A 23285-nucleotide genomic window follows, 5' to 3' on the forward strand; every position below is an offset into this window, starting at 1 on the left:
GTGCAGATGCCGATGGAGCGCGTGAGAGAGTCGGGGACGCAACTGGTCCGTGTGACAGGAGGCCGACCGTGGAGTGGCGGACGTTCGGACGTCGGCAGGTCTACGGCAGTCCCTGGGTGGAAGTCTGGCTGGACGATGTCGACATCCCCGGCACCGGCCGGGTCGAGCACCACGTCGTCCGCTACCCGCGGGCCTCGACCACCTCCGTCGTCACCGACGATCAGGGCCGGGTCCTGCTGATCTGGCGGCACCGGTTCATCACCGGCCGATGGGGCTGGGAGGTGCCGGCCGGGTGGGCCGAGCCCGGAGAGGAGCCGGCACGCGCGATCGCCAGGGAGGTCGAGGAGGAGACCGGCTGGCGGCCGGGCCGGGTCGAGTTGATGACCGAGTACGACGCCATGGCCGGGATCTCGGACGCGCACTTTCGGAGCTACCACGTCACCGGGTGCGTGCGGATCGGCGAGCCGGAGGACGTCTCGGAGGCGGCCCGGGTCGAGTGGCACTCCGAGGCGGACGTGGTCGAGCTGCTGACGTCCGGCCGGGTTTCGGACGGGCCGTCGCACGCCGCGCTGTCCTATTACCTCGGCCCCTATCGGTCCGCCCGCCGGTAGGTCCCGGACGCTCGAAACCGCCTCCCGGGGCCCTTCGGGGGGCTTGCGGCGTGTCGGCCGAAGAACCTTCGTGAATTTCTTCACATGGCAATCCAGCCTTTCGACCCACCTGGGTGTCCGCTCCGTCCGAAATGTGGGACCGAAGGTGCCGCTGGCGGGTTGTTCATGGGATCGCAGGCAACCTGGCGTTCATCCCGGAGAAATCGAAACCCCGCTCGGGAACCCGTGCGGCACCGGGATCGTTGCTGCTCAGCGCGGCACTGAGTGCCGTCCCGGTCGCGGAGGGCGGTCGGCGGGCCCGGAACGGGCCTCCGGGGGGCGAAGTGCGGGCGCGTAGTGTAGCACCAGGTGTCCAGGAGCTTGTGACGGGCCTCACGAACGGCCCGTCAGGCGGGGGTGGATACTTTCGGATATGAGCACCACGGAGCGTCCTCGCATCCTCATTGTCGGCGGTGGTTACGTCGGCCTGTATGCCGCGATGCGCATCCTCAAAAAGATGCGCTACGGCGAAGCGACCGTCACGGTCGTCGACCCGCGGTCGTACATGACGTACCTGCCCTTCCTTCCCGAGGCGGCCGGCGGCAACGTCGCGCCCCGCAACCTCGTCGCACCGCTGCGCAGCGCCCTGAAGAAGGCGGAGGTGCTCACCGGTCACGTGACCGAGGTGGACCACGCCCGCAAGGTCGCCACCATCCAGCCCGCGGCCGGCGACTCCTACGAACTGCCCTTCGAGTACCTGGTCGTGGCGACCGGCTCGGTGTCCCGCACCTTCCCGATCCCGGGTCTGGCGGAGCACGGCATCGGCATGAAGACGGTCGAGGAGGCGATCAGCCTCCGCAACCACGTCATGGCGCAGCTCGACAAGGCCGAGTCCACCACGGACGAGGACGTCCGGCGCAAGGCCCTGACCTTCGTGGTCATCGGCGGTGGCTTCGCCGGCATCGAGACCGTCGCCGAGATCGAGGACATGGCGCGCGACGCCGCCAAGATCTACAAGACCGTCAGCCGTGACGACATGCGCTTCGTGGTGGTGGAGGCGGCCAACCGCATCCTCCCCGAGATGGGCCCCGACCTCGGTCTGTGGACCAAGGGCCGCCTGGAGGAGCGCAACATCGAGGTCTACATCGAGACCTCGATGGACTCCTGCGTCGACCAGCACGTGGTGCTGAAGAACGGCATGGAGTTCGACGCCTCCACCATCGTGTGGACCGCCGGCGTCAAGCCCAACCCGGTCGTCAACCGCTTCGGCCTCCCGCTCGGCCCGCGCGGCCACGTGGACACCGCGGCGACCCTCCAGGTCCAGGGCTTCGACTACGTGTGGGCGGCCGGCGACAACGCCCAGGTCCCCGACCTCGCCTCGGGCGAGGGCGCCTGGTGCCCGCCGAACGCGCAGCACGCGGTGCGCCAGGCCGCCGTCCTCGGTGACAACGTCATCGCGGGCATGCGCGGCTTCCCGCAGGCCGAGTACAAGCACAAGAACCTCGGCGCGGTGGCCGGCCTCGGCCTGCACAAGGGCGTGGCGATCCTCTTCGGCAAGATCAAGCTGAAGGGCCGCCTGGCCTGGTGGTTCCACCGCGGCTACCACGGTGCGATGGTCCCGACCGTGAACCGCAAGGTCCGGGTCTTCACCGACTGGACCCTGGCGATGTTCCTCAAGCGCGAGACGGTCGGCCTCTCCGAGATGGAGAAGCCCTTCGACGCCTTCCAGGAGGCGACCGCCCCCGCGCCGAAGCCCGCTGCCGCGGCCGCGCCCGAGAAGGAACTCGCCGCGAGCAAGTAAGCAGGACGAGCAAGTAAGCAGGAAGCGACCAGACCCGACACAGGTCGGGTTCGAGTCGGAGGCCCTCCGCCCGGCAGCGCCGCCGGACCACGACCTCCGTGGTGCTCAGCCGGCCCCGCCACCGGGCGGAGTACAGCACAGCAGTCCCGAAGGCCCCCACCCTCCACCGGGTGGGGGCCTTCGGGCGTTCCCGGGGCGCCGCACGCCTCCCGGCGATCCGTCAGGACGCCCCGTCGGGCGCCGTCCGGTCGGTGAGCCGCTCGTGCCGCTGGCGGGCCGCCTGCGGCGTCCCCAGGCCGAGGCCGAAGGCGATGTCCTGCCAGGTCATCCCGCGGCCGCGGGCCATGGTGAGCAACCCGGCCTCCAGCTCGTCGAGTTCGGCCCGGACCAGGGGCAGCAGGGTCAGCGCGGCCGTGATGTCGTCCCGGTCGACCTCCGGCTCGCCCTCCTCGGCCAGCGCCGCCCCGCTGAGCAGGAACGCCACCAGCCGCACCGCCTCGTGCGGGGCGAGCACCGCCGGGTTGACCTGCCGCTGCCGCTGCCCGTCCCCGGCGGCGTGCCGCTCGGCGATCCGGAACAGCGCGGCGTACACCCGCCCGGCCCGCGCGGCGGCGGGGTCGGGCGGCGCGAACGGGTCGGCGGGGGACGGGGATCGGGGAGTGGTGTCGGCCATGGCCCCAGGATGCGCCCGCGAACGCGGTGTGGTCAAGGATTCGTTGTGAACATTCCGTTCAAGTGCGGGGGTGTCCCGGCCGACTTTCCACAGTGCGTCCCGGTCGGTGGCGTCCCGTCGACGGCCCGGATGTGACAACCTAGATTTCTGGCTGTCAATTCTTAAGTAAATATTGGGGGCTGCAGATGTCCTTGGATCCCACCACCCGGTTCCTCCTCGCCTTCGCCGCCGTCCTGGCCCTCGGCCTCGGCGCCGCCCGGCTCGCCCGGCGGTTCGGCCAGCCGGCGGTGATCGGCGAGATCGCGCTCGGGATCGCGCTCGGACCGTCCCTGCTCGGACGCGTCCTGCCCGACCTGCACCGACAGCTGTTCACCGGCGCGCCGCTGACCGTCCTCGACGGCCTGGCCCAACTCGCCCTCTCCCTCTACGCCTTCGAGATCGGCGCGCGACTCGCGGCGGAGACCCGGACCCGCCGGGACGCCGGAGGCCGCTCGCCGCTGCCGCTGGCCGCGGTGTCGGTGTCGGTGCCGGCCGCGACCGGGCTGGTGCTCGCCCCCTGGCTGGTCCGCTCGGGCGGGGTCGGACCGCACGGCTCACCCGGCTCCTTCGCGGTCTTCCTGGCCGCCGCGCTCGGCGTCACCGCCGTGCCCGTGCTGGCCCGGCTGCTGCACGACCGCGGCCTGGACGACACCCCCGAGGGCCGGCTCGGCCTGGCCGCCGCGGCCGTCGGCGACGGCGCCTGCTGGGCGCTGCTCGCCCTCGCCCTCTGGCTGGCCGGCACCCTGCCGGCCGGCCGCCTGGCCCTCGCCCTGGCCGGGGTCGCGGGCGCCGGACTGCTCGCCCGCCGCCGCGCCCGCACCGCGGACCGCACCCCGCCCGGCACCCGCCCCGGCGCCGCCCCGCTGCTCGGCGCGGTCTGCCTGGCCGCCGCGCTCTCCTCCGGGCTCGGCCTGCACACGCTGTTCGGCGGCCTGGTGCTCGGCCTGCTCTGGCCGCCCGCCCGCGGCCCGCACGGCGAACTGCCCGCCACCGCCGCCGCCGGGCTCGGCACCCTGGCCACCGTGCTGCTGCCCTGCTTCTTCCTCGGCGCCGGCCAGCAGGTCGACCTCGGCGCCGACCTGGCCGACCCCGGCTTCCTCGCCCTGGCCGGGGCGGTGCTCGCCGCCTCGACCGCGGCCAAGGTGCTGCCCGCCGCCGCGGTCGGACGGCGCGGCGGGCTGCCCTGGCGGGACAGCCTGCGGCTCGGCGTCCTGATGAACACCAAGGGGCTGACCGAACTCGTCCTGCTCACCGCCGGCCGGCAGGCCGGCCTGATCGGCCCCCGGCCGTACGCGGCGCTGCTGCTGGTCGCGGTCGCCGCCACCGTGCTGGCCGGGCCCGCGCTCCTGCTGCTGCGCGAGCGGCCGCGGGCCGCGGCGGAGCCGGTGCCCGCCCCGGCGGGCTGAGCGCCGGCCCCGCCGGGCGGCGGTCAGCGGGCGGCCAGCACCTTGCCGTAGACGTCGAGGGTGCGCTCGGCGACCCGGTCCCAGGAGAACTCCCGGAACGCCCGCTCCCGCCCGGCCAGGCCGAACTTCTCCGCCGTCCCCGGGGACTCCAGCAGCGCGTTGACGGCCGCGGCCAGGCCGCGGGCCAGGGCGGCCGGGTCGGCCGGCTCCCCGGTCGCGTCGTTCCGCGGCTCGTACGGCACCAGCAGGCCGGTGCGGCCGTGCTCGACCACCTCGGGGATACCGCCGACCGCGGTGGCCACCACGGCGGTCCCGCAGGCCATCGCCTCCAGGTTGACGATGCCCATCGGCTCGTACAGCGAGGGGCAGACGAACACCGCCGCGCAGCTGAGCAGCCGGCGCAGGCTCAGCGGGTCGAGCATCCCGTCGATCCGGACCACGCCGTCGCGCCGCCGGACCAGGCCGGCCACCAGGGCGTCCACCTCGGCGGCGATCTCCGGGGTGTCCGGCTGCCCGCAGCACAGCACCAACTGGGCCTCCGGGCGCAGTTCGAAGGCCGCCCGGAGCAGGTGCTGCAGGCCCTTCTGGCGGGTGACCCGGCCGACGAACAGCACGATCGGCCGGTCCGGGTCGAGGCCGAACCACTCCAGCACCGCGGGGGAGCGGTCGGGCCGGTAGGCGTCGGCGTCGATGCCGTTGTGGATCACGTGGACCCGCTCGGGCGCGATCTCCGGGTAGGCCGCCAGCACGTCCGCGCGCATCGCGCGGGAGACCGCGATGACGGCGTCCGCGGACAGCGCGGCGGTGCGCTCCAGCCAGGAGGAGAGCGCGTAGCCGCCGCCGAGCTGCTCGGCCTTCCACGGCCGCAGCGGCTCCAGGCTGTGCGCGGTCATCACGTGCGGGACGCCGTGCAGCACCCCGGCGACCTGGCCGGCGCCGTTGGCGTACCAGGTGTGGCTGTGCACCAGGTCGGCGCCGGCGCAGGCGGCCGCGGCGCCGAGGCCGGCGCCGAGGAAGCCGAGCGCGGGGTTGGCGCCGCGCAGCGCCTCGGGGACGGCGTGGGCGCGGGTGCCCTCCTCGTGGCGGGGCTCGCCGAAGCAGTGGACGTCCACCTCGACGCGGCGGCGCAGCGCCCGGGTCAGCTCGGTGACGTGGACGCCGGCACCGCCGTACACCTCGGGCGGGTACTCCCTGGTCAGGACGGAGACGCGCATGGCGGATCCCTTCTGGGCTGGTGCGCTGGTTCCGGGGGCCGGGCGCGGGTCAGCAGCAGTCGCCGTCCCCGTCGGGGGTGGCGGCGGCCGCGGGGACGGCCTTGGCCGGGACGGAGGGGTGGCCGACGCCGAGCGGGCCGAGGGCCAGGACGAGGCCGGTCGCGGCGAGCACGGCGGCGAGGCGGGCGATCAGGCTCTTGGACATGGCAGTGCCTTCCTGGGCAGGCCCTCCGTGGGCCGCTTAGAATTGACACCTAGAGTCAATCCGGATTGACAGAAGCTGTCAATAGACCGCCTCCGGGGAGGCCTCGACACCCGGTACAACGTCAGGTCAGTCCGAGAACAGCCGAGAACGAAGGCATCGACAACTCCTTGGCGGCCCGCTCGCCGTCCTGTAAAAATGGCAGTCAAATGGCACTCTGGAGGTGGACGACGTGGACCAGACTCAGAGCGTGGCGGGTGGAATCGGTCAGCGCCTGCGCGAGCTCCGGCTCAAGCGCGGGCTCAACCAGCAGGACCTCGCCTCCGAGGACATCTCGGTCAGTTACGTGTCCCTGATCGAGACCGGCAAGCGGGCCCCGTCGGAGGCCGTGCTGAAGAGCCTCGCCGAGCGGGTCGGCTGCTCGGTGGAGTACCTGCGCACCGGGCACGACGACGCCACCATCAAGGAGCTCGAGCTCAAGGTGGCCTTCGGCGACATGGCGCTGCGCAACGGCTCCAACGGTGAGGCGCTGCAGTCCTTCAGCGAGGCGCTGGCCTCGGCGCCGCTGCTCAGCGACGCGATGGTCCACCGGGCCCGGCTCGGCCAGGCGCTGGCGTTCGAGAAGCTGGGCCGGCTGGAGGCCGCGATCCAACTGCTCACCACGCTCTTCGAGGACCCGGTCATGGTGGCCGGCTCGGCCCAGTGGGCCCAGCTCGCGGTGGCGCTGTGCCGCTGCTACCGGGAGTCCGGCGACCACGTCATGAGCGTCGAGGTGGGCGAGCGGGCGATGCGCAAGCTCGACTCGCTCGGCCTGGACGTCACCGACGACCACATCCAGCTCGGCGCCACCCTGATCGGCTGCTACCGCGAGCGCGGCGACCTGGGCCAGGCCAACCTGGTCGCGGCCCGGCTGCTGGTGGTCGCCGAGCAGACCGGCTCGCGGGTCGCCCGCGGCTCGGTGTACTGGAACGCCGCGCTGGTCGCCAAGTCGCGCGGGCGGGTGGACGAGGCGCTCGGCCTCACCGAGCGGGCGCTGATGATGATGGCCGAGACCGACAACGTCCGGCACCTGGCCCTGCTCAAGGGCGTGTACGGGCGCCTCATCCTGGAGACGGAGCCGCCCGACCTGGAGCGGGCCCGCACCCTGCTGGACGAGTCCCAGCTCGGGCTGCTGGAGGCCGGCACCGCCACCGAGCAGGCCTGGAGCGAGACCAGCCTGGCCCAACTGGACATCCAGCTGCGGCGGTTCGACGAGGCGGCGGCGCACGCCAACCGGGCGCTCGGGCTGCTGCGGGCCGAGCCGCGGTTCGACGCCGCCAAGGCCCGGGTGCTGCTGGCCGAGGCCCAGTTCTTCGGCGGCGACCCGGACAGCGGCGTGGCCACGCTGCGCGCGGTCGAGCGGCAGCTCGGCCAGCTCGCCGCCAACCGTGGCGCGGCCGAGGTCTGGCGGCAGGCCGGCGACCTCTGGCAGCGGTTCGGCCGGCCGGACGAGGCGATGAGCGCCTACCAGCGGGCGCTGACCAGCGTCGGCCTGCGGGCGCTGCCCAGCACGGCCGAGGCGTCCTCGCCGCGGCAGCTCAGCCAGTAGCCGCCCGCGGACCCGCCGGGTGCGGCGGGTCCGCGGGCGGTCCGGTCCCGGCGCGGATGCCTCCGGGACCGGACCGCCGGTTCAGGCGCCGGCGACGATCCGCAGCACCCGGTCGCGGAGGTCGTCGAGGCGGCCGCCGTCGGGGGCCTCGGCGTTCAGCCGCAGCACCGGCTCGGTGTTGGAGGCGCGCAGGTTGAACCAGGCGCCGTCGGAGAAGGCGGCGGTCAGGCCGTCCAGCCGGTCCAGGACGGCGCTGTCGCCGAGCGAGCGCTCCACCGCGGCCAGCGCGGCGGCCGGGTCGGCGACCTCCAGGTTGGTCTCCGCCGCGGTGGCGTACCGGGTGAAGCCCGCGACCAGCTTCGACAACGGCCGGTCCGCGGCCGACAGTTCGGCCAGGACGTGCAGGGCGGCCAGCATGCCGGTGTCGGCGAACCAGAAGTCCCGGAAGTAGTAGTGCCCGGAGTGCTCGCCGCCGAACACCGCCCGGTGCTCGGCCATCAGCGCCTTGACGAAGGAGTGCCCGACCCGGGAGCGGACCGGCACGCCGCCGTTCTCCTCGATCACCTCGATCGCGGACCGCGAGGTGATCAGGTTGTGCACCACCCGGGCCCCGGGCTCGCCGGCCAGCAGCCGGGCGGCGACCAGCGCGACCACCGAGGAGGCGGGCACCGCCTCGCCGCGCTCGTCGACCGCGAAGCAGCGGTCGGCGTCCCCGTCGAAGGCCAGCCCCAGGTCGGCGCCCTCCGCCCGGACCCGGGCCTTCAGGTCCGCGACGTTGGCCGGCTTCATCGGGTCGGCCTCGTGGTGCGGGAAGCTGCCGTCGAGCTCGAAGTACATCGGGACGACTTCGAGCAGCGGGTGGTCCAGCACCAGCGGCACGGTCAGCCCGGCCATGCCGTTGCCCGCGTCCACCACCACCTTCAGCGGCCGCAGCCCCGAGAGGTCGACCAGCGAACGCAGGTGCGCGGCGTACTCGTCGAGCAGGCTCTCGGCCCGCCGGACCCCCGGGAGCGGATCGGCGGCGACCGGCGCCGGGTCGACCAGCGCGGCCCGGATCCGCTCCAGGCCGCTGCCCTCGCCGATCGGCACGGCCCCCGCCCGGCACAGCTTGATCCCGTTGTACGCCGCCGGGTTGTGGCTGGCCGTGAACATCGCACCGGGCACGCCGAGCCGCCCGGACACGAAGTACAGGTAGTCGGTGGAGCCGAGGCCGGCGTCCAGGACGTCCACGCCCTGCTCCAGCACGCCCCGGGTGAAGGCCGCGGCCAGGGCGGGCGAGGAGTCGCGCATGTCGTGGGCGACCGCGATCTCGGCGGCCCCGGTCAGCTCGGTGAAGGCGGCGCCGATCCGGTACGCGGCGGCCTCGTCCAGCTCCTGCGGCACCAGGCCGCGGATGTCGTAGGCCTTGACCAGGCGGCGGGCGAGTTCAGGCTCCATGATGCTCCTCGGGTGTCAGCCAGACGGTGGCCAGCGGGGGAAGGGTCAGCCGGGCGCTGTGGTCCTGGCCGTGCCACGGGACGGGTTCGGCCTCGGGCCGGCGGTTCCCGGCGGCGGCGTCGCTGCCGCCGTACCGGGCGTCGTCGGTGTCCAGCACGGTCCGCCAACGGCCCGGCAGCGGCAGCCCGACCCGCCGGCCGTGCCGGACGACCGGCGAGAAGTTGCTGACGGCCACCAGCGGGCTGCCGTCCGCCGCACGGCGCACGAACGCGATGACGTTCTCGTCGGCGGCGTCGCCGTCCAGCCAGCGGAAGCCGTCGGGGACGGTGTCCTGCTCCCACAGCGCCGGGGTGGCGCGGTAGGTGTGGTTGAGGTCGGCGACCAGGCGTTGGAGGCCGCGGTGGTCGCCGTGCGCCGGCCAGCCCTCGTCCAGCACCCACCACTGCGGGCCGTGTTCGTGGTCCCATTCGGCGCCCTGGGCGAACTCCTGTCCCATGAACAGGAGTTGCTTGCCGGGGTGGGCCCACATGAAGCCCAGGTAGGCGCGGTGGTCGGCGCGCTGCTGCCACCAGTCGCCGGGCATCTTGGAGACCAGGGCTCGTTTGCCGTGGACGACCTCGTCGTGGGAGATGGGGAGGATGTAGTTCTCGGAGTAGGCGTACACCATCGAGAAGGTCATCTCGTTGTGGTGGTACTTGCGGTGCACGGGTTCCTTGCCGATGTACGCCAGGGAGTCGTGCATCCAGCCCATGTTCCACTTCAGGCCGAAGCCCAGGCCGCCGGTGTCGGTGGGGCGGGTGACGCCTTCCCAGGCGGTGGACTCCTCGGCGATGGTCAGGATGCCGGGGCAGCGGCGGTAGACGGTGGCGTTCATCTCCTGGAGGAAGGAGGCGGCGTCCCAGTTCTCGCGGCCGCCGTACTGGTTGGGGGTCCAGGCGCCGTTCTCGCGGGAGTAGTCGAGGTAGAGCATCGAGGCGACGGCGTCGACGCGCAGGCCGTCGACGTGGAACTCCTCGCACCAGTACACCGCGTTGGCGACCAGGAAGTTGCGGACCTCGGTGCGGCCGTAGTCGAACTCCAGCGTCCCCCAGTCCGGGTGTTCGGCGCGCAGCGGGTCGGCGGGCTCGTAGAGGGGTTCGCCGTCGAAGCGGGCCAGGGCGAAGTCGTCCTTGGGGAAGTGCGCGGGCACCCAGTCGACGAGTACGCCGATGCCTGCCTGGTGGAGGGTGTCGACCAGGAAACGGAAGTCGTCGGGGGTGCCGAGGCGGGCGGTGGGGGCGTAGAAGCCGGAGACCTGGTAGCCCCAGGATCCGCCGAACGGGTGCTCCATGACGGGCATGAACTCGACGTGGGTGAAGCCGAGTTCGGTCAGGTAGCGGGGGAGGGCCTCGGCGATCTGGCGGTAGGTGGTCAGGTCGGGGCGCCAGGACGCGAGGTGCATTTCGTAGACCGACATCGGGGCGCGGTGGTGCACGGTACGGGCGCGCTGCTCCATCCACTCGGCGTCCTGCCACTCGTAGCGGGAGGTGGTGACGACGGAGGCGGTGTCGGGGGGGCACTGGGTGGCGCGGGCCAGCGGGTCGGCCTTCTCCAGGCGGTGTCCGTGGCGGGTGAGGATCTGGTACTTGTAGCGGTCGCCCTCGCCGACGTCGGGCAGGAACACCTCCCAGACGCCCGAGGAGCCCAGTGAGCGCATCGGGTGCGCGGTGCCGTCCCAGTGGTTGAACGAGCCGATCACCCGCACCCCGACCGCGTTCGGCGCCCACACCGCGAACGCCGTACCGGTCACGCCGTCCACGGTGCGCAGGTGCGAGCCCAGGACGGTCCACAGCTGTTCGTGGCGGCCCTCGCGGATCAGGTGCAGGTCCAGCTCGCCCATCGTCGGGGCCAGCCGGTAGCCGTCCTCCTGCACCAGCGGCTCACCGCCCGGATACGTCACCCGCAGCCGGTAGTCGGGCAGCTGGGTGATCGGGAGCAGGGCGGTGAACAGGCCGTCCGGGCCGGGCACCAGGGCGACCTCGCCGAGCGGGGTCTCCAGCACCACGCTCTCCGCGCCGGGCCGCAGCGCCCGGACGGCCACGCCGTCCCCGACCGGGTGCGCGCCGAGGACGGCGTGCGGGTCGTGGTGGGCGCCGGCGAGCAGCCGTTCGGCGTCGTCGGGCGGCGGCGGGGCCTCGGGGAGCAGGAGCGGGGCCGTCAGCTGCACGGTCACGGGAGTGGCGTCCTCTCGGGGTTCGGGCGGGCGGTTCAGCGGCCGGCGGCCAGCCGCTGGATCGCGTTGAGCGGGATGAACCGCTTGTCGGGGCGGTAGCGGGTCTCGTACACGGCCTCGTAGACGGCCTTGTCGATCTCGAAGGCGCGCAGCACCGCCGGGTGGCAGTAGGGGTCGACCGGGCCGCCGGCGGCGTAGCCGGCGATGAAGGCGCGGCGGCCGCGCAGCGACCAGGCCCGGGCGCGGCGGGTGTGGCGGAGCCGGTCGGCGGGGTCGAGGAGTTCGGCGTCCTCGGCGAGCAGGGCGGCGAGCGCGTGCTCGGCGGCGTACTCGAAGGAGCGCAGCATGCCCGCGACGTCGCGCAGGACGGGCTGCGGGCGGCCCTGGTCGTCGGCGGCGCCGCCGGGTTCGCCCTCGAAGTCGATGACCTTCCAGCCGGTCTGGGTGCGCAGCACCTGGCCGAGGTGGAGGTCGCCGTGGATCCGCTGGCCGTCGAGGCCGCGGCCCTGGCAGGCGGCGCGGGCGAAGTCCCGGTAGATCTCGGTGATCCGCCCGGTGTGCGGGACGATCTCGGGGACCCGGCAGGCGGCGTCGCGCAGCCGGTCGTCGAGCCGGCCGACGATGCCGCAGACCTGCTTCTCGGTCAGGTGGCGGCGGGGGAAGGTCTCGGCGAGCAGGCGGTGGGTGCGGGCGACGGACTCGCCCATGGCGTAGGCGTCGGCGCCGAATCCGCCGAGGCCGGCGGCGCCCTCGCGGCCGCGCAGGCTGTCGGTGGCGTGCCGGACGGCCAGCTCCCAGCCGTCGCCGTCGGCGGGCAGGAACTCCTGGAGCACGCCGAGCACGTGGTCGTCGACGGTGAGGCGGCCGAGCAGGCCGGGGGTGCTGCGGCTGCCGGCGGCGGTGAGGGCGGTGAGCACCTCGGCCTCCGGGTGCGGGCCGGGCTGCGGCTGGCGGAACAGCTTGAGCATCAGCCGGTTGCCGAACACCACGGCGCTGTTGGTCTGTTCGGCCTTCAGCGGGCGGGGGGTGAGGCCGTCGGGCAGGGAGCCGGGGCGGGTCAGGGTGAGGCGGGGTTCGCCGGGGCGGGCGGTCCGGGTGCGCTCCAGCAGCAGGGACATCAGCTCGGGGTCGTCGGTGGCCTCGTAGATCCACCAGCCGTCCCAGCGGCCGCCGACCGCCTGCCCGACCACCGCCGCGTTCAGGCGCGGGGCGAGCCGGGGGCGCAGCCCCAGCAGCAGCTGGTAGCGGCGGGCGGCGCCGGAGGTGTGGACGGCGGTGAGCAGGGCGTGCACCAGGACGGCTTCGCCGCCGGGCCGTTCCAGCACGGTGTCGGTGACCGGGACGAGGTCCTGCAGGCAGCCGCTCTCGTGGGTGAACCAGCGGCGGGTGACCAGCCAGGGCAGCAGCGCGGGCAGCATCGGGCGGAGCAGCGCGTCGCCCCGGAGGGCCGGACCGGGTTCGGTGGCCAGGCAGGACTCGCAGACGGCGGTGGTCATCTCAGCCGTCCTGACGCAGGGTGAGCAGGTGGGCGGGGGCGACGGCCGGGTCGAGCCGGACGTAGTTGCGCCGGCCCCAGAGGTAGAGCTCGCCGGTCAGCTCGTCCCGGACCTTGGTGTCCTCGGGCAGGTCCAGGGTGACGGTGGCCTCCTGGACGTGGTGCGGGTCGAGGTTGACCACGGCGACGACCCGGTCCTCGGTGCCGTCCTCGGTGCGGGCGGTCTTGGAGAACGCGAGGATCCGGTCGTTGTCGGTGGGGTGGAAGTGCAGGTCGCGCAGCTGCTGGAGGGCGGGGTGGCGGCGGCGCAGCCGGTTGAGCGCGGTGAGCAGCGGGGCGAGGGTGTCGGTGCGGGTCCAGTCGCGGGGGCGCAGCTGGTACTTCTCGGAGTCGAGGTACTCCTCCGAGCCCGGGTGGGCGGCCCGGTCCTCGCAGTGCTCGTAGCCGGCGTAGATGCCGTAGCTGGGGGAGAGGGTGGCGGCGAGGACGGCGCGCAGGGCGAACGCGGCGGGGCCGCCGGTCTGGAGCTGTTCGGGGAGGATGTCGGGGGTGGTGGGGAAGAGGTTGGGGCGCATCCAGGCGGCGGATTCGCCGGTCAACTCGGTGAGGTACTCGGTGAGTTCGGCCTTGGTGTTGCGCCAGGTGAAGTACGTGTAGGACTGGTGGAAGCCGATCTTGCCCAGGGTGTGCATCATCGCGGGCCGGGTGAACGCCTCGGCCAGGAACAGCACGTCCGGGTCGGTGCGGGCGATGTCCGCGAGGACCTTCTCCCAGAAGTTGACCGGCTTGGTGTGCGGGTTGTCGACCCGGAAGATCCGCACCCCGTGGCCCATCCAGAACCGCAGGACGCGCAGGGTCTCGCGGACGATCCCGTCGAAGTCCCGGTCGAAGTTGACCGGGTAGATGTCCTGGTACTTCTTCGGCGGGTTCTCGGCGAAGGCGATGGTGCCGTCCGGGCGGTGGGTGAACCACTCCGGGTGCTCGCGCACCCAGGGGTGGTCCGGCGAGCACTGCAGGGCGAAGTCGAGGGCGACCTCCAGGCCCAGCGCGGTGGCTTCGGCCACGAAGTGGTCGAAGTCCTCGATGGTGCCCAGGTCCGGGTGGACGGCGTCGTGCCCGCCCTCCGGCGCGCCGATCGCCCACGGCGAGCCGACGTCGTGCGGGCCCGCGGCCAGGCTGTTGTTCGGGCCCTTGCGGTAGGAGCGGCCGATCGGGTGGACCGGCGGCAGGTAGACCACGTCGAAGCCCATCGCGGCCACCGCGGGCAGCCGCTCGGCGGCGGTGCGGAAGGTGCCCGACACCGGCGGCGCGACCCCGGAAGGGTCCACTACCGCGCCCTCCGAGCGCGGGAAGAACTCGTACCAGGAGCCGAACAGCGCCCGCTTGCGGCTGACCACCAGCTCGAACTCCGGTGAGCTGCTGACCAGTTCGCGCAGCGGGTAGCGCTCCAGGACGGCGGTGACCCGGGGGCGGCGGGCGATCAGCAGCCGCTCCAGCGGGGAGCGGGCCGGGTCGCGGAGCGCGGCGGCGGCGCCGCGCAGGACGCCGCGGCCGCGGCCCTGCGGGACGTTCCCGGCGGCCCGCTCCAGCAGTTCGGCGCCCTCGACCAGGGTGACCTCGACGTCGACGCCGGCCGGGACCTTGACCGCGGCGGTGCGCCGCCAGCAGGTGACCGGGTCGCTCCAGGCCTCCACGGTGTAGGTCCAGCGGCCGGGGACGGCGGGGGTGACCCGGGCGCTCCATCGGTCGGTGCCGGGGGCCTGCTCGCGCATCGGCGTCCACGGCCCGCGGCGGCCGCCGGGACCGCGCAGCACCACGTTGGCGGCGACCGCCTCCCGGCCCTCGCGGAACACGGTGGCGGACACCTCGAAGGTCTCGCCCTCGACCGCCTTGGCGGGCCGGCGGCCGCCGTCGACGGCCGGTCTGACGTCGAGCACCGGGATCCGCCCGACTGGCTCCGGCCGGTGGCGGACTGCTGAGGCGGCACGGGGGGACAACACGGCGGTACGGGCGGGCATGGCGGAACTCCTCTCGGTGGCGGGACGCGCGGGGGGAGCGGGATCAGCGGTGGCCGATCCGGTCGATGATGGTGCGGGCGAACAGGTGGCAGTGGTTGCCGGTGCGGGCGGTCACCAGGTCGTCGTCGACCACCACGTCCCGGTCGACGAAGACGCCGCCCATGTTCCGCAGGTCGCCCAGCAGGTTGTTGTGGACGACGGCCTGCCGGCCGCGGATCACCGAGGGCACCGGGGCGGCCAGCCACATGCCGTGGCAGATGATCCCCTTGACGATCGCCGGGTCGGCGAAGGCGCGGCGCAGGAACAGCGCGGCGGGCGGCAGCCGGTCGACGTCCTCGGTGTAGCGCAGCCGGTCGGCGACGATCCCGGAGGGGACGATCACCGCCGCGTACTGGCGCAGCCCGAACTCGTCGACGTCCTCGAAGGACTCGCTGACCTCGAACGGCATGCCGTGCTCGTGGCCGCGGAAGACCAGCCGGTCGTTGCCCCACAGCCGGGTGAGGAAGTGGACGGTGGCGCCCTCCTCGGCGAACCGGCGCTGGTAGTAGAGGATCTCGGGCTCGTAGAAGTCGCTCTCCATCAGCACGGCGATCCTCCGGCCGGCCAGCCGGCCGCCGGGCTCGGCGGCGGTGCTCACCGGCCCACCACCAGGTCGATCAGGAACGGTCCGCCGCTCGCCAGCGCCTCGGCGATCGCGGGGCCGGCCTGGTCGGGCTTGTCGACCCGGACGGCGGGGACGCCCAGCGAGCGGGAGAGCGCGGCGAAGTCGATCTCCGGGCGGGTCAGGTCGAACAGGTCGGGCAGGGCGTGCGGTTCGATGTCCTGGCTGTCCCAGTACTGGGCGATGTTCTGGTCGAGCAGCTTGTAGCGGCCGTTGTTGCAGATGACGAAGACGGCGCCGATGCCGTAGCGGGCGGCGGTCCACAGGGCCTGGAAGGTGTACATCGAGCCGCCGTCGCCGGTGAAGCCGACCACGGTCCGCTCCGGGTGGGCGAGCTTGGCGCCGAGCGCGCCGGGGATGCCGACGCCGAGCGAGCCGCCGCGGGTCTGGAACCACTCCCCGGGGGTGTTCGGCGGCAGGTGGCGGAAGAGGCCGGGCGAGCAGGTCAGGGCCTCGTCGAAGAGGATCGCGTCGGCGGGGAGCCGTGCGGCGAGCTCGCGGCCGAAGCCGGCGGCGGTGAGCGTGCCGGCGGCCTCGCGCTCGTCGCGCTCGTCGGCCTCGGCGCGGGCGGCGGCCTGCTCGGCGCCCCAGTCGCGCAGTCGGCCGGCGGCCCGGCGGTGCTGATCGGGGGTCAGCCGGGCGTCGAGGGCGTCGGCGATCCGGCCGAGCGACTGGCGGGGGTCGGCGAGGATGCCGAGGTCGACCGGGAAGTTCTTGGCGATGGCGCCGCTGTCCAGGTCGACGTGGACCACCGGCGCGCCGGGGGCGAACACCCCGTCCAGGGCCGGGTAGACCTCCGGCAGGGCGTAGGTGCCGGCGATCAGCACCGCGTCGGCGGCCGAGGTGACCCGGCGGCTCGACGCGCCGAACATGTGGCCCAACTGGCCGCGGTAGGCCGGGTGTTCGGCGGGCAGGTTGACCTCGGACCAGTCCGCGCCCCACACCTCGGCGCCCCACACCTCGGCGAGGCGGGCCAGTTCGGCCTGGGCGCCGGAGAAGTGCACGCCGTCGCCGGCCACCACCAGCGGCCGCTCGGCGCCGGCCAGCAGGTCGGCGGCGCGCTCGACGGTCTCCGGGGCGGGGACGGCCGCGGTCTCCAGGTAGGAGGTGGGCACCACCGGCTCGTCGGTCTCGGCGTCCAGCACGTCGGCCGGCAGCACCACCAGCACCGGGCCGTACGGCGGGGTGGCGGCGACCTTGAAGGCGCGGCGCAGCACCCGCAGGGTGGAGCGGGGGTCGACCACCCGGGTCGCCCACTTGGTGACCGGCTCGCCCATGGCGACCAGGTCGGCGGCCATCTGGGCCTCCATGGCGTCGTACGCCAGCCCGGCCTCGCCGACCAGGACGACCAGCGGGGCGTGGCCGCGCATGGCCTGGTACAGCATGCCGATGCCGTTGCCGAGGCCGACGCCGGAGTGCAGTTGGAGCAGGGCCGGGCGGCGGGTGGCCCGGGCGTAGCCGTCGGCCAGGCCGACCACGGCGGCCTCCTGGAGGGCCAGCACGTACTGGATGCCGGGGAAGTTGCGGAGCTCGTCCAGGAACCCCTGCTCGACCGTGCCGGGGTTGCCGAACATGTGGGTGACGCCGTCGGCCTCGAACTGTTCGAGCATCGCCACCCGTGCGGGCCTGCTGGCCATGGCTGTTCCTCCTCGTGTGCGCTGGGTCTTCCGGTGCGGGGGGAGTGGGGCCGCGGGGAGCGGGGCGGGCGCCCGCCCCGCTCCCCGCGGCCGGCGCGGGTCAGGCCGTGAAGCCCCACTGGCGCAGCCCGTGCTCCAGCACCTCGACCAGCTTCTGGCCGGTGAGGTAGGAGTCCGGGGTGGACCGCCCGGTGATGAACGGGTAGTCGACGATCACCGAGGTCTCCTTGCCGAAGTTGCCGTGGAAGGCCCCGTCGGGGAGGGTCGCGTCGCGCAGGATGTACTCCAGCGGGTACGGCGGCGGGCCGATCACGAAGTCGGTGCCCATGAAGCCGGTGCCGTCCTTGTAGTCGTACTCGATGCAGTGCCCGGTGACGTGCTTGTTGCGCAGGATGCTGACCCGGTCGTCCTGCTCGCGGGCGAAGGCCAGCGCCGCGATGCCGTAGCACTCGGCGGCGATCGGCAGGTCCAGGGCGTGGAAGGCCAGGATCAGGTCGTGGATCCGCCAGTTGTTGGCGAGGTCGACGATCGGGCCGCTGCCGCCGACGATCAGCAGCGCGTCGTAGCGCTCGGCGATCTGCGCCCGCACCTGCTCGCGGCGGGTGTGGTAGCCCTCCCAGGCGCGCAGGAAGTCGCTGCGGCTGCGGTACGGGCGGTCCGGCAGCCAGGAGGCCAGGTCCAGCGGCTCGTCCAGCCGGCTGGAGCGGTCCAGGACCTTGACCTTCTCGGCCATCTCGGTGCTGGTCACCGAGCGGCCCAGCGGCGGGTCGATGTACTCGGGGTCCATGCTCGGCGGCAGGGCCGCGGGGCGCTTGCCGGTCGGGGTCGCGAAGGTGACCTCGTAGCCGGCCCGGTCGAAGGTCTCCAGCGGCCCGACCAGCTCCTCACCCCAGTACCCGTACTCGGAGAGCACGATGAGGATTCGCTTCTTCGCCATCGGCGGTGTTCTCCTTCGATTGCCTTGCGAATTCCCGCCGGAAGTCGGCGGCGGTTCTGTCTAACAGTCGCCGCGGAATTCGCACCAGGGCCGGGGCCCCGTCCGCCGGGACACTGCGAAGTCGGCGAAAGCACTTCGGCATGTCCCGCGGTCCGGCCCCCGGGCCGGCCGGGACGCCTTCGAGCAGCCGAGTTGCCGAAGGACGGGAGGGGACTTCGCACAGTGCGGGGAAGGGCGCGGCGGGCCGTTGACGCTCCGGCGGGCCGGATTCTAGCGTCCCTGTCAGCCGCGCTCACGAATTGCGGAAAGGGGAATCGGAAATGCCCGAGACGAACTCCGGGAAGAACCCGGAAATCAGGGAATTCGCACAGAACTGGTTCGACCTGCTGAGCAGCCACAAGCCGGTGGAGGAACTCCTGCCGCTGGTGGCGGACGAGGGCCTGGAGATGGCGTTCCCGGAGCGCACGCTCCGCTCGCACGCCGACTTCCGGGACTGGTACGCCGCGGTCGGCGGGGCCTTCGCCGACCAGAGCCACACCCTGGAGGAGTTCACCGCCACCGAGGCGGACGGCCTGGTCGGCATCGAGCTGACCGTGGTCTGGGCCGCCGAGCACCTGGCCGAGGGCCACCGGAAGGTGTTCCGGGTGCAGCAGAGCTGGCAGCTGGCCCGCGACCCGGCCACCGGCGCGCCGCGGATCGTCCGCTACCGGGTCGGCACCCTCACCCCGGTCGGGGACGCCGGCTGATGGCAGCCGACTACGTGGTGGTCGGCGCCGGCTCGGCCGGCGCCGCGGTGGCCGCCCGGCTCAGCGAGGACGGCTCCGCGGACGTCGTCCTGCTGGAGGCCGGCGGCTGGCCCGGGCGCGAGGAACTGCACCGCACCGACGCCGGCGCCCTGCTGGAACTGCTCACCGCCGACTGGAGCACGGCCGTCGACTGGGGCTACGCCACCGAGCCGGAACCCGGCGTCGACGGGCGCCGGATCCCGGTCGCCCGCGGCCGCCTGGCCGGCGGCTGCAGCGCGGTCAACGCGCTGATGTGGGTGCGCGGCAGCCGCCGCGACTACGACGGCTGGCGCGACCTGGGCAACCCCGGCTGGGGGTACCGGGACGTGCTGCCGCACTTCCGGCGCTCGGAGGACTACGCCGGCGGCGCCTCCGCCTGGCGCGGCGCGGGCGGCCCGGTGCAGGTCGCCGCGCCGGCCGAACCCACCCCGCTGGCCGAGGCGTTCGTCGCCGCGGCCCGGGAGACCGGCCACGGCGGCGACGGCGACTACAACGCCGAGCACCAGGAGGGCTTCGGGTTCCACTACCAGCACACCCGGACCCCGCGGGGCCGCCGCTCCAGCACCGCCACCGGGTACCTGCGGCCGGCCCTGGCCCGCCCCAACCTCACCGTGCAGACCGGCGCCCAGGCGACCCGGATCCTGGTCGAGGACGGCCGCGCGGTCGGCGTCGAGTACCTCCAGGGCGACCGGACGCACACCCTGCGGGCGACACGCGAAGTCGTCGTCTGCGCGGGCGCGTTCGAGAGCCCCAAACTGCTGCTGCTGTCCGGCATCGGCCCGGCCGACCAGCTGCGCGCCGCGGGCGTCGAGGTGCTCCTCGACCTGCCCGGGGTGGGCCGCAACCTGCAGGACCACCTGTTCGCGCCGGTCTGCTACGAGTCGCTGCGCGAACTGCCGCCCGGGGCGCCGCTCTCCGAGGCGGGCCTGTTCACCCGGACCGCCGCCGCCGACCCCGCGCGCGGACCGGACCTGCAGTTCACCTTCGGGCCGGTGAAGTTCCTGCCCGCCGACGCCCCCGCCGCACTGCGGGCCGGCCCCGGCTTCACCTTCGCGCCCATCGCGCTGCTGCCCGCGAGCCGCGGCACGGTGACCCTGCGCGACACCGACCCGCGCTCCACCGCGGTGGTCCGGCCCGGCTACCTCAGCGACCCGGCCGACCTGGACGTCCTGGTCGAAGGCGTCCGACTGGCCCGGGAACTGGCCCGCACCGCGGCCTTCGACGACTTCCGCGGGGAGGAGTACGGCCCCGGCAAGGGAGCCGTCGGCACCGCGGAGCTGCGCGCGTACGTCCGCGCCAACGCCACGACGCTCTGGCACCCCGCCGGCACCTGCCGGATGGGCCCCGGACCCGACGCCGTGGTCGGCCCGGACCTGCGAGTGCACGGCATCGACGGCCTGCGGGTCGCCGACGCCTCGGTGATGCCGACCGTGGTGGCCGGCAACACCAACGCCCCCAGCGTGATGATCGGCGAGAAGGCCGCCGACCTGATCCTCAACCGTCCCTGACCCCCCGACCGGAGGCCGACGATGGCAGACCAGCAGGACAACCTCGACCTGTACCGGCGCTTCCTGGACGCGCTGAACCGCAACGACCCCGACGGCATCGCCGCCGTGATCGACCCCGCGTTCCGGGACCACCACCCGGGCTTCGACATCAGCAGCCTGGAGAGCTACCAGCAGGCCCTCAAGGCCGCGCACGACGCGCTCGACCTGCGCGGCGAACTGCAGGAGGCGTTCACCGCCGGGGACCGCGTGGTCACCCGGGTCAAGCTCACCGGCACCCACCGCGGCGAGCTGCTCGGCATCCCCGCCACCGGCCGGCCGGTCGAGTGGACCACCACCGAGATCTGGCGCGCCGAGGACGGCCTGCTCGCCGAGCGCTGGGCGCAGGACGACCTGCTCGGCCTGAAGGAGCAGCTGGCCCGCGGCGCCGAGAACACCGCCGTGGTGCAGCGGGTCAGCGACGCGGTCAACGCGCACCGATACGACGACCTGGACGAGCTGTTCGGCCCCGAGTTCCGGGACAACAACCCGGCCTGGAGCGTGACCAGCCTGGAGGAGCTCAAGGGCATCATCATCGGCGCCCACCGGGCGCTCGACTTCCACGCCCACCTGGACGCCCTCTACCCGGCCGACCCGGACAAGGTGATCATGCACATCACCTTCACCGGCCGGCACGTCGGCCCGTTCTTCGGGATCGAGCCGACCGGCAAGGAGGTCAGCTGGACCAGCCTGGAGGTCTACCGGCTGGAGCACGGCAAGGTCGTCGAGCGCTGGGTGCAGGCCGACACCGCCGGCCTGATGGCCCAGCTCGGCGTCGAGCTCCCGTAACACCCGCCCCCACCCACCGAGTTCACCCCCAGACCCAGGAGGAGACCCATGGACACCAGGGGTGTCGTGGACCGCTACTACGAGCTCGCCAACGCGGGCGACTGGAACCCGTGGTGCGACCTGTTCGCCGCCGACACGGTGATGGACGAGCAGCTCGCCGGACACGTCGAGGGCCGGGAGACGCTGCGCGAGATGATGCGCGGATTCCCGCAGACCTACGCCGAGTTCGCCAACAAGCCGGTGCACGTGGTGATCGACGGCGAGCAGGCGGCCGTGGTCTCGCGGATCACCGGGCGCACCCACGCCGGCGTGGAGGTCGAGGCCGGGGTGTGCAACTACTTCCGCGTCGTCGGCGGCGAGATCGTCTACATGGCGAACTTCCACGACAGCGCGCCGTTCGCCCCCGTGCTCGGGAAGTGAGGCCGCGATGACCGCACCCGCCGCACTGCGCTGGGCGCACGTCGGCCTCAACTGCCGCGACCAGGCGGCCACCGAGGAGTTCTACACCCGCTGGTTCGGCTTCCGCCGGGCCCGGGTGGTGGCCGGCGACGGCTGGCAGGTGGTCTTCCTGCGCCGCGGCGAGGCCTGGCTGGAGCTGTTCGCCAGCGACGCCGAGCCCGCCCCCGCCGCCAAGGAGGACGGCCCGGCCAACCCCGGCACGGTCCGCCACCTGGCCTTCCAGGTGGACGACGTGGACGCCTTCCTGGCCGGCGCCGACGGCGGGTTGAGCGTCTCGCTCGGCCCGCTCGGCTTCGACGAGTACATCCCCGGCTGGCGCACGGTCTGGGTCACCGACCCGGACGGCGTCGTCATCGAGGTCAGCCAGGGCTACACCGACCAGAGCCCCGAGGAGCTGGCCCGGTACGACGCCTGACCCCCACCGGCCGGCCCGCCCGCCCCCGCGGCGGCCGGGCCGGCCACTGCCCGTACCGCCCGGACGTCCCCGCCCGGGCAGAGAGGGTGAGGAGATGTTCCACCACCACCCCCACGAGCACGCCGCCGACGGCACCCGCTCCCGGGCCACCTGGGCGGAACTGTTCTACGACATCGTGCTCGCCTTCGGCGTCAGCCAGACCACCCACATCCTCGGCCACGCGCCCAGCTGGGCGACGTTCGGCCAGGCCCTGCTGATGCTCACCCCGCTGTGGTGGGCCTGGGTGGACGTCGCGCTGGCCGTCACCATGGTCGAGGAGACCCACGTCGAACGGCTGCTGCTGCTCGCCGCCGGCCTGGCCACCTACGGCATGGGCGTGGCCGCGCCGCGCGCGATGTCCGGGCACGCCGGCGCGGCGCTGTTCGCCGGCTCGTACCTGGTGCTGCGGCTGCTGATGGGCGAGGCCACCCGGCGCGACCGCCCCTTCGCCCGCACCATCCACCCGTACTCGGTCGGCGTGGTGTTCGCGCTGGCGCTGACCGCCGGGGCCTTCGCCAGCGGCCCGGCCCGGGCCGCGATCTGGGCCGGCGCCATCCTGGCCGAGGCCGTGCTGCCCGCGGTGATGAGCCGCCGGCTGCACGCCATGACCTACAGCGCGGCCCACCTGCCGGAGCGCTTCGGCCTGTTCATCATCATCGCGCTCGGCGAGAACATCCTCGCGGTCGGCGCCCGGGCCTCGGCCGGGGCGCTCACCGCCGCGCTGATCGCCGCCCTGGTGCTCAGCTTCGTGATCGGCGGCGCGCTGTGGTGGCTGTACTTCCACCTCGCCGCGCCCGCCGTCGAGCACGCGATGCGCACCCACCGCACCCCGGCCACCGTGGTGCGCGACGTGCTCAGCTACGGCCACCTGGTGCTGGTGCTCGGCCTGCTGCTGGTCGCGGTCGGCACCGGCAACACCGTCGCCCACCCCACCGGCGTCCCGCACGACCCGAGCGCGGCCCTGCTCCCGATCGGCGCCGCGATCTTCGCCCTGACCTTCGGCTACACCCGCTGGCGGATGTTCGGCGCCGCCTCGGCGACCCGGATCGGGGCCGGACTGTGCCTGCTCGGCCTGGCCGCCGGGGCCCCGTTCCTGCCCGCGATCGCCACCCTGGGGGCGACCGCCGTCCTGCTGGTCGCCGTCAGCGGCCTGGAGCACTGGCTGGTGGCCACCGGGCGCCCGGTGCCGCTGCTGTTCCACCGTCCCGTTCCCACCGGTCACGAGTTGACGCAGTACCGCTGACGACCTTTCACAGTGCCCCGCGGGGGCGCGGTCCGAGCACCCGGCCCGGGCCGCCTGGCTAGCGTTTTGAACGCGGGCACGCCCGGCCGATGCCGTCACCC

The 23285-nt window shown here is 73.7% G+C and carries 20 protein-coding genes; 10 read left to right on the forward strand and 10 right to left on the reverse strand.

Features of this window, described 5'->3' with window-relative positions:
• The first annotated feature begins 68 nt into the window (after window positions 1-68).
• On the forward strand, window positions 69-611 hold the full coding sequence (locus tag OU787_RS19875; protein ID WP_268660188.1) for an NUDIX hydrolase: 543 nt from the start codon (window positions 69-71) through the stop codon (window positions 609-611).
• Between the two features lie 412 nt (window positions 612-1023).
• The gene (locus tag OU787_RS19880) at window positions 1024-2391 is read left to right on the forward strand and encodes an NAD(P)/FAD-dependent oxidoreductase (RefSeq protein ID WP_268660189.1); all 1368 of its coding nucleotides are present in this window, start codon (window positions 1024-1026) and stop codon (window positions 2389-2391) included.
• A gap of 220 nt (window positions 2392-2611) precedes the next feature.
• Here OU787_RS19880 and OU787_RS19885 read toward each other — a convergent pair whose 3' ends face one another.
• The gene (locus OU787_RS19885) at window positions 2612-3064 is read right to left on the reverse strand and encodes a DNA-binding protein (RefSeq protein WP_268660190.1); all 453 of its coding nucleotides are present in this window, start codon (window positions 3062-3064) and stop codon (window positions 2612-2614) included.
• A gap of 185 nt (window positions 3065-3249) precedes the next feature.
• On the opposite strand from OU787_RS19885, the gene OU787_RS19890 reads away from it, so the two are divergent.
• On the forward strand, window positions 3250-4509 hold the full coding sequence (locus OU787_RS19890; RefSeq protein WP_268660191.1) for a cation:proton antiporter: 1260 nt from the start codon (window positions 3250-3252) through the stop codon (window positions 4507-4509).
• Between the two features lie 23 nt (window positions 4510-4532).
• Here the strand turns inward: OU787_RS19890 and glgA are convergent, their stop codons facing one another.
• The gene (gene glgA / locus OU787_RS19895) at window positions 4533-5723 is read right to left on the reverse strand and encodes a glycogen synthase (protein WP_268660192.1); all 1191 of its coding nucleotides are present in this window, start codon (window positions 5721-5723) and stop codon (window positions 4533-4535) included.
• Between the two features lie 49 nt (window positions 5724-5772).
• On the reverse strand, window positions 5773-5928 hold the full coding sequence (locus OU787_RS19900) for a hypothetical protein (protein WP_268660193.1): 156 nt from the start codon (window positions 5926-5928) through the stop codon (window positions 5773-5775).
• Window positions 5929-6157: 229 nt separating this feature from the next.
• On the opposite strand from OU787_RS19900, the gene OU787_RS19905 reads away from it, so the two are divergent.
• Complete coding sequence (locus tag OU787_RS19905; RefSeq protein WP_232795123.1) at window positions 6158-7513, forward strand: helix-turn-helix domain-containing protein; 1356 nt, start codon at window positions 6158-6160, stop codon at window positions 7511-7513.
• Between the two features lie 81 nt (window positions 7514-7594).
• On the opposite strand, the gene OU787_RS19910 is transcribed toward OU787_RS19905, so the two are convergent.
• The 7 genes from OU787_RS19910 to OU787_RS19940 form a co-directional block, all read right to left on the reverse strand.
• The gene (locus OU787_RS19910) at window positions 7595-8950 is read right to left on the reverse strand and encodes a phosphomannomutase/phosphoglucomutase (protein ID WP_268660194.1); all 1356 of its coding nucleotides are present in this window, start codon (window positions 8948-8950) and stop codon (window positions 7595-7597) included.
• A complete protein-coding gene (gene glgB, locus OU787_RS19915) occupies window positions 8940-11162 on the reverse strand; it encodes a 1,4-alpha-glucan branching protein GlgB (protein ID WP_442788510.1) in 2223 nt (740 codons plus the stop codon). Before glgB ends, OU787_RS19910 begins: the two co-directional genes overlap by 11 nt.
• A 35-nt stretch (window positions 11163-11197) precedes the next feature.
• The gene (locus tag OU787_RS19920) at window positions 11198-12658 is read right to left on the reverse strand and encodes a maltokinase N-terminal cap-like domain-containing protein (RefSeq protein ID WP_268660195.1); all 1461 of its coding nucleotides are present in this window, start codon (window positions 12656-12658) and stop codon (window positions 11198-11200) included.
• 1 nt (window position 12659) lies between these two features.
• Window positions 12660-14675 carry an alpha-1,4-glucan--maltose-1-phosphate maltosyltransferase gene (locus OU787_RS19925; protein ID WP_268660196.1) on the reverse strand — a complete coding sequence of 672 codons (2016 nt, stop codon included), beginning with the start codon at window positions 14673-14675 and terminating at the stop codon, window positions 12660-12662.
• A 43-nt stretch (window positions 14676-14718) separates the two neighbouring features.
• A complete protein-coding gene (locus OU787_RS19930) occupies window positions 14719-15255 on the reverse strand; it encodes a DJ-1/PfpI family protein (RefSeq protein ID WP_030462640.1) in 537 nt (178 codons plus the stop codon).
• Between the two features lie 53 nt (window positions 15256-15308).
• The gene (locus OU787_RS19935) at window positions 15309-16973 is read right to left on the reverse strand and encodes a thiamine pyrophosphate-binding protein (RefSeq protein ID WP_268660197.1); all 1665 of its coding nucleotides are present in this window, start codon (window positions 16971-16973) and stop codon (window positions 15309-15311) included.
• 100 nt (window positions 16974-17073) lie between these two features.
• Window positions 17074-17910 carry a type 1 glutamine amidotransferase domain-containing protein gene (locus tag OU787_RS19940; protein ID WP_268660198.1) on the reverse strand — a complete coding sequence of 279 codons (837 nt, stop codon included), beginning with the start codon at window positions 17908-17910 and terminating at the stop codon, window positions 17074-17076.
• A 320-nt stretch (window positions 17911-18230) separates the two neighbouring features.
• On the opposite strand from OU787_RS19940, the gene OU787_RS19945 reads away from it, so the two are divergent.
• The 6 genes from OU787_RS19945 (at window position 18231) to OU787_RS19970 (ending at window position 23184) form a co-directional block, all read left to right on the forward strand.
• Window positions 18231-18656, forward strand: coding sequence for a hypothetical protein (locus tag OU787_RS19945; RefSeq protein ID WP_268660199.1), 426 nt, complete (start codon window positions 18231-18233; stop codon window positions 18654-18656).
• Window positions 18656-20203: a GMC family oxidoreductase gene (locus OU787_RS19950; protein WP_268660200.1), complete on the forward strand. Its 1548-nt coding sequence runs from the start codon at window positions 18656-18658 to the stop codon at window positions 20201-20203. The genes OU787_RS19945 and OU787_RS19950 overlap by 1 nt, the downstream gene beginning before the upstream one ends.
• A gap of 21 nt (window positions 20204-20224) precedes the next feature.
• Window positions 20225-21028, forward strand: coding sequence for an ester cyclase (locus tag OU787_RS19955; protein WP_030462635.1), 804 nt, complete (start codon window positions 20225-20227; stop codon window positions 21026-21028).
• A 48-nt stretch (window positions 21029-21076) separates the two neighbouring features.
• On the forward strand, window positions 21077-21448 hold the full coding sequence (locus tag OU787_RS19960; protein ID WP_030462634.1) for a nuclear transport factor 2 family protein: 372 nt from the start codon (window positions 21077-21079) through the stop codon (window positions 21446-21448).
• 7 nt (window positions 21449-21455) lie between these two features.
• Window positions 21456-21902, forward strand: coding sequence for a VOC family protein (locus tag OU787_RS19965; protein ID WP_030462633.1), 447 nt, complete (start codon window positions 21456-21458; stop codon window positions 21900-21902).
• A 94-nt stretch (window positions 21903-21996) separates the two neighbouring features.
• The gene (locus OU787_RS19970) at window positions 21997-23184 is read left to right on the forward strand and encodes a low temperature requirement protein A (RefSeq protein WP_051817425.1); all 1188 of its coding nucleotides are present in this window, start codon (window positions 21997-21999) and stop codon (window positions 23182-23184) included.
• Window positions 23185-23285: the final 101 nt, after the last annotated feature.

Origin of the sequence: Kitasatospora sp. YST-16 (assembly GCF_026802215.1) — a bacterium.
Classification (GTDB): domain Bacteria; phylum Actinomycetota; class Actinomycetes; order Streptomycetales; family Streptomycetaceae; genus Kitasatospora; species Kitasatospora cineracea.